General features: G+C 71.1%; 6 protein-coding genes. 2 read left to right on the forward strand and 4 right to left on the reverse strand.

Annotation, left to right across the window (positions count from 1 at the left end; all coding sequences use genetic code 11):
- A partial coding sequence (locus tag R6V09_RS43545; RefSeq protein WP_317887017.1) for an ATP-dependent helicase C-terminal domain-containing protein occupies nt 1–1,541 on the forward strand: 1,541 nt, incomplete at its 5' end.
- Here R6V09_RS43545 and R6V09_RS43550 read toward each other — a convergent pair.
- From R6V09_RS43550 to R6V09_RS43560, 3 genes are all read right to left on the reverse strand, one after another.
- Nucleotides 1,531–2,523, reverse strand: a complete 993-nt coding sequence (locus R6V09_RS43550; protein ID WP_317887018.1) for a DUF3068 domain-containing protein — start codon at nt 2,521–2,523, stop codon at nt 1,531–1,533. The two genes, R6V09_RS43545 and R6V09_RS43550, sit on opposite strands and share 11 nt — an antisense overlap.
- A 53-nt stretch (nt 2,524–2,576) precedes the next feature.
- The gene (locus R6V09_RS43555; protein ID WP_106417094.1) at nt 2,577–2,711 is read right to left on the reverse strand and encodes an SPW_0924 family protein; all 135 of its coding nucleotides are present in this window, start codon (nt 2,709–2,711) and stop codon (nt 2,577–2,579) included.
- Between the two features lie 188 nt (nt 2,712–2,899).
- Entirely contained in the window at nt 2,900–4,645 is a 1,746-nt protein-coding gene (locus R6V09_RS43560) for a lytic transglycosylase domain-containing protein (RefSeq protein ID WP_317887019.1), read from the reverse strand.
- 261 nt (nt 4,646–4,906) lie between these two features.
- On the opposite strand from R6V09_RS43560, the gene R6V09_RS43565 reads away from it, so the two are divergent.
- Nucleotides 4,907–5,770 carry a DUF4184 family protein gene (locus tag R6V09_RS43565; protein WP_317887020.1) on the forward strand — a complete coding sequence of 288 codons (864 nt, stop codon included), beginning with the start codon at nt 4,907–4,909 and terminating at the stop codon, nt 5,768–5,770.
- On the opposite strand, the gene R6V09_RS43570 is transcribed toward R6V09_RS43565, so the two are convergent.
- The coding region (locus R6V09_RS43570) for a hypothetical protein (RefSeq protein WP_317887021.1) at nt 5,733–6,036 on the reverse strand (304 nt) is incomplete at its 5' end. The genes R6V09_RS43565 and R6V09_RS43570 overlap by 38 nt on opposite strands.

A 6,036-nucleotide genomic window follows, 5' to 3' on the forward strand; every position in this document is an offset into this window, starting at 1 on the left:
GGCAGGGGGCGGGGCGGGCCGGGCGGGAGGCGCCGGGGGCGGTGTACCGCTGCTGGGCGGAGGCCGAGGACGCGCGTCTGCCGCGTTTTCCGGCTCCGGAGATCAAGGTGGCCGACCTGACCGCGTTCGCCCTCCAGGCGGCCTGCTGGGGTGATCCTGGGGCGTCGGGGCTGGCGTTGCTCGATGCGCCTCCCTCTGGGGCGATGGCGGCGGCGCGGGGGGTGTTGGCCGCGGTGGGTGCCGTTGACTCGGGTGGGCGGGCTACGTCACGGGGTGTGCAGTTGGCTCGGTTGGGGTTGCATCCCCGGTTGGGGCGGGCGTTGTTGGACACGGGCGCGGCTGGTGCCGAGGTTGTCGCACTGCTCAGTGAGGAGGCACCCCGGGAGTACGGAGACGACCTCGCCTCTGCTTTGCGGCGCGCCCGGCGTGGAGGTGACGCTTATGCCGGGCGGTGGCGTGCGGAGGTTCGGCGGCTGCGAGCCGTGGGGGCGGAAATTTCCCACCCACCCACCCGTTACTCCCCACCCGTAGAGGTGACCGTCAAACCAGCGGGAGTGAACGTCAACAGCGACGACGCCCTCATCGGACTCGTCGCCGCCCTCGCCTATCCCGAGCGCGTCGCGAAGGCCGACGGCGGTTCCTACCTCCTCGTCTCCGGCACCCGCGCCGAACTCCGCGACGACAGCCCCCTCCGCGGCGCCCCTTGGATCGCCGTCGCCGTCGCCGACCGACCCATCGGCAAAGGGCACGCGCGCGTGCAGCTCGGCGCCGTCGTCGACGAGGACGTCGCCCGGTTCGCGGCCGGGGCGCTGCTCAGCGAGGTGGACGAGGTCCACTGGGCCGGCGGTGACGTGGTGGCCCGGCGCGTCGAGCGGCTGGGGGCCGTCGAGTTGGCGGTGCGGCCTCTCCGGGACGCCGACCCCGCCGCCGTACGGGATGCGCTTGTTGACGGGCTGCGGCAGGAAGGGTTCGGGCTGCTGCGGTGGTCGGCGGATGCCCAAGTACTGCGGCAGCGGCTCGCGTTCCTGCGTCTGAACGTCGGGGCGCCGTGGCCCGATGTGTCCGACGATGCGCTGCACGCGCGCGTGGACGAGTGGTTGGAGCCGGAGTTGGGGCGGGCCCGGCGGCGGAGTGATCTGGGGCGGATCGAGGCGGGGCAGGCGCTCCAGCGGTTGTTGCCGTGGGCCTCGGGGGATGCCGGGCGGCTCGACGCGCTGGCGCCGGAGCGGTTCGCCGTGCCGAGCGGGTCCAGGATCCAGATCGACTACGCCAACCCCGAACAGCCAGTACTCGCCGTCAAGTTGCAGGAGATGTTCGGACTTCACGAGTCGCCGACCGTCGCCGGGGTGCCCGTACTCGTGCATCTCCTCTCCCCCGCCGGGCGGCCCGCCGCCGTGACCGCCGATCTCGCTTCCTTCTGGAAGGACGGCTACAAGGGCGTGCGGGCCGAGTTGCGGGGGCGGTATCCGAAGCATCCGTGGCCCGAGGACCCGGCGACCGCCGAGGCCACGCGGTTCACCAACGCGCGGCTCAGGCGGTGACCGGTTCCGGTTCCTGGACCTCGGTGGGAGCGGGGTCGCCGGGGCGCCTGCTGCGGGCCTCCAGGTAGAGGGAGAGCGCCAGCAGGAGGAGGCCGAGGGTCAGGAAGCCCCAGGGGAGGTAGGAGACCATCAGCAGGACGAGGGTGCGGTTGGACTTCACCAGGGCGACGGTGTGCTTGATGTAGTCCTCGCGCATCTTCACGTCGCCGGCGAACGCCGTCACCTTGGCCCGGTCGCCCAGGAGGGTGCCGCCGCGCAGTTCCTCCTTGTGGAGTTCCTCGCCGTAGACGGGTGCTCCGGTGACGGGTTCGACCCAGAACTTGCGGACCGTGGTGTACCAGCGGGTGGTGCCCGTCTTGGCGACGGACTCCGGGGTGATGCCCTTGACCGGCATCGTCTTGGGGAAGGGGACCTTGGTCCAGGGGATGGTCTGCTCGAAGTAGTAGACCTTGACGCCGCGGAAGTTCTGGGTGCCCTTGTAGTGGATGGGGTTGGTGGTGCGGGTCTGCGCGTCGAAGTACTCGTAGTCCCGTTTCTGGGTCAGGAACGGCCACTTGAACTCGATGCCGTCCCGATTCACCGGGTCGCCGTCGACCATCTCGCCGGTGGCGTGGACGGGGTCCTGGGTGTGCGCGTCGAAGATGTAGCGCTCGGGGATCGAGGAGACCATCTTGCCGTCGGGGCCCTGGACGTAGGACAGGCCGTCCCAGACGACGACGTCCCGGCCTGCGGTCTTGTCGATCTTCTTCGCGGCCTCCACGTTGCCCTTGAGGGTCTGCACGATGGTGACCTTGGGGACCGTCTTGGCCTGCATGGTGCCGTAGTCGAGGAGGGTGGCGTTCTTCGCCTCCAGGACCATGTCCTGGTACTGGTTGGCCGGGATCTTGGCCAGGCGCGGGAAGGCGTACCAGCGCAGCAGCGGGGACAGCGCCGTGAAGAACACGGCGAGGGCGAGCAGGATCAGGCTGGCCTTGCGGCGCATCTCGGCCTCCTTCCCAAGGGGTTGAACGCTGGCGTAAACGCTTGCGCGAACGTTTACGGGTGCGCCGGCACCGTCGTCAGCAGCGGTTTCGGGGAGGTCTTCCCCATCGGTGAACCCATCGCGGTGATGGTCAGGATCAGCGCGAACGCGAGCACGAGTCCGGTCGCGGCGGCGATAAGGGCACGCATGACGGGCCTCCCGACGGACAAGAACTGATAGGTCGTCAGGTCGGGCACCGTAGCAACGCGCGGGCGAGATGAGAACACGTTGCACACGTACGGCGGGCGGACACGACGAGGGCGCCCGCCCGCCGAAGCGGAGGGGCGCCCTCGTGGTGCGGTCGTACGGACTGCCGTGGTGCGGTCGTGCGGTCGGACTACGCGCTCGGCGAGGCCGACGGGCTCGGGTCGGCCGAAGGACTCGGGCTGGCCGAGGAGGTGTCGGTGGCCGCGGCCACGGTCAGTTCGGCCGTGAGGGTCGCGCCGCCCGTGGTGGTGATCCGGAGCAGGAAGGTGCCGGTGGTGTCGTCCGCGTACAGCTTCGGCAGCTTCAGGAGGCCGTCGGCGTCCGTGGCCAGGCCGGTGAGGGTGCGGACGGTCTTGCCGTCGGCGTCCTTGAAGTAGGGGCCCTTGTCGTTCTCGGTGGCGTCGTCGGTCGCCTTGATGAGGGTCGCGGTGGCCGCGACCTTGTCGGCGACGGCGCCATTGTTCGTGGCCTTCACCTCGACCTGGTCGGCGAACTCGCCGCCCGGGGTGCAGGTCAGCGCGGTGGTGCTGGTGCGGGCGAGGGTGTCGGCGACCCGGGGCGTGACGCTCGCGGTGTAGTCGAGACCGGCGATCGTACGGCCGACGACGATGGCGCGGACGGTGAAGTCACCGGTCGTCTCGCCGGCCTGCAGGGCGGGCGCGACGGCCACACCGGAGGCGTTGGTGACGACCACGGCGACCTTCTCGCCGCCGGTGAACGTGGCGTCCGTGGTCCCGACGATCGTGAACCGGATCCTGACCTTGGCGACGGCCTTGCCGGCCGAAGTCTGGGCACGGGTGCTGATCTTCTTGGTGAACGCGTCGCCCGCCATCGCGGTCAGCTTCGTCGTACCCGCGTCCGCCAGCTTGGTCACCGTGTCGGTGGGGGTCGGAGTCGGCGTGGGCGTCGGGGTCGGGCTGGCCGGCGTGGTGGGGGTCGTGCTGCTGCCCGGAGTCGGGCTGGGGCTCGGCGACGAGGTCGCCGGAGTCGTCTTCGAGGGCGTGGGCGTAGGCGTGGGATTGGCCCCGGAGTTGTCGTCGCTGCGGCCCGAGGGCAGCGTGCCCGTGCCGTCCGGGACCGAGTGGGTGCCCTTGCGGTAGTACTCCAGCCACGACAGGACCGTGTTCAGGTAGTCCGTCGAGTTGTTGTAGCTGAGGATCGCGCTGCGCAGGCCCGCGTCGGTCGACAGGTTCCAGCTGTTGCGGCACAGGTAGTGGCCGGCGGCGAGCGCGGCGTCGTAGACGTTGTTGGGGTCCTTGACTCCGTCGCCGTTGCCGTCACGGCCCGCCCAGGCCCAGGTGGACGGGATGAACTGCATGGGCCCGACGGCCTGGTCGTACTGGCTGTTGCCGTCGTACTTGCCGTTGTCGGTGTCCCTGATGAGCGCGAAGCCGTTGCCGTCGAGCGAGGGGCCCAGGATCTTGGAGGTCGTGGTGCCGTTCGCGTCGACCTGGCCGCCGCGGGCCTGGCCCGACTCCACCTTGCCGATGGCGGCGAGGAGTTGCCAGGGCAGGTTGCAGCCGGGCTTGGACTCGGCGAGTTCGGCCTCGGCCTTCTTGTAGGCGTCGAGGACGGTCGCGGGGATGCCCGCCTCGGCCTCGCCCACCGAGACCGGGGTCCCTATGGACGGCGACTGGCTGTCGCTCGGGCTCGGGTTGGGGCTGCTCAGGGGCGGGAGGTCCGTGTAGTACGGCGAGTCTCCGGTGGCGCTGTTGTGGTTGGTACTCCCGTCGGGCGCGGTCTGGCCGGCGGCGAGCGTTCTGTGGCCGCCGGTCACCGCCGGAGCCTGGGACGCGGACAGTGCCGCGACCGCTGCCGCGGCCACCGCCGTCGTCGCCGCACCCTTGCGCAGCCGCCTGCCGAAATGCGCCGTCATGGAGTGAACCCCTCCCAGGGACGCCCGAGCGCCCGCCTTTTCTGTTGCCTCTGCGCCTGTTGTGACGGTCGAACCACGCAGTGGGTTGCCCTCGTGATGCTTTTCGGGTGTTCTGTACGCTTGTTCCGCACTTCCTTCCGACCGCGCTCCGCCTGCGCGGCGCCCCGGGCGACCCTACGACAACTTGCTTTGCACGGGCACCCGTTGGTGACCGTTATTCACCTCTTGGCCATATGCCGATGTCTCCTACGGGGAGCCCTGTTGCCGTTCACTTTGAGTCATGCCGCCGCCGTGCTGCCCGCCGTGCGCGGCGACGGCAGAGGGCGCGGCCGACTGGTACCGGCGGTGCTGGTGGCGGGTTCCTTCGCCCCCGACATGACCTACTACGCGGCGAGTGCGGTCCCCGGGGCGATGGAGTTCGGGAACGTCACGCACTCCTTCCCGGGCGTCTTCACGGTCGACGTCCTCATCACCTGGACGACGGTCGCCCTGTGGCTGCTGCTGCGCGAACCCCTGGTGGCCCTGCTGCCACGCGCCCGGCAGTCACGAACGGCGACCCTCCTGCGCTGTGGCACGCCACGCGCGCGTGCGACCCCGTCACTGACCGCGTGGTGGTACGTCTCCGCGGTCCTCGGCGGCCTGACCCATGTCGTGTGGGACGCGTTCACGCACCACGACCGGTGGGGGGTACGACTCTTCCCCGTCCTCGACCGCGCGGTGGGCGGCAGACCGCTGTTCTCGGCTCTCCAGTACGGCAGTTCGGCGCTCGGCGCGCTGCTGGTCGCCGCGTTCGTCCTGCGTGCGCTACGGCGGGTTCCGGCCACCGGGCCGGTGGGGGTGCCCGTGCTGTCGGTACGGGACCGGTGGGCGGCCGGGGTCGTCCTCGGTGGCTGTGCGCTGGTGGCGGCGGTGGAGCGGGCGTCGCACTGGTGGGCGTACTGGGGGTCGACGGCGAGCGCCTGGGATCTGATCCCGACGCTGTGCTTCGGGGCGGGGGCCGGGCTGGTGCTGGGCGTGCTGCTGTACGCCGTGGGCGTCCGTGTGTGGCGTCCGGCGGCGGCCGGGGTGCCCGGCGGCCCCGAGGAGGTCAGCGCGGAGCGGAGCCGTCCGGCGGGGTCGCGATGAACACCGTCATGGTGTGCACGGAGCGTGACCTCGGGAGCCGGGTGAGGACGAGGTCGAGGTAGCTGCGGCCCAGCTCGGCCCAGAGACGCCACACGGGAGTGCCGGTGGGGGTGGTGGCAGGCCCCTGCGGGTGTCTGGCCTGTTCTCGGGGGTCTACGGCCGTGTCGTCCCGGAACGTGAGGCGGCACCGGAGGCCCGCGGCCGTGTGCCGGACGGCCATGGCGAGGTCGGCGGGGATGCGGGCGGTGCTTGCGCCGGCGGCGAGG

Source organism: Streptomyces sp. W16 (genome assembly GCF_033194735.1).
Classification (GTDB): Bacteria; Actinomycetota; Actinomycetes; order Streptomycetales; family Streptomycetaceae; genus Streptomyces.

Excerpts from the sequence above, each read along its gene's own strand:
- R6V09_RS43560 (WP_317887019.1), bottom strand. The coding sequence starts at position 4,645 with ATGACGGCGCATTTCGGCAGGCGGCTGCGCAAGGGTGCGGCGACGACG.
- R6V09_RS43555 (WP_106417094.1), bottom strand. The coding sequence starts at position 2,711 with ATGCGTGCCCTTATCGCCGCCGCGACCGGACTCGTGCTCGCGTTCGCG.
- R6V09_RS43550 (WP_317887018.1), bottom strand. The coding sequence starts at position 2,523 with ATGCGCCGCAAGGCCAGCCTGATCCTGCTCGCCCTCGCCGTGTTCTTC.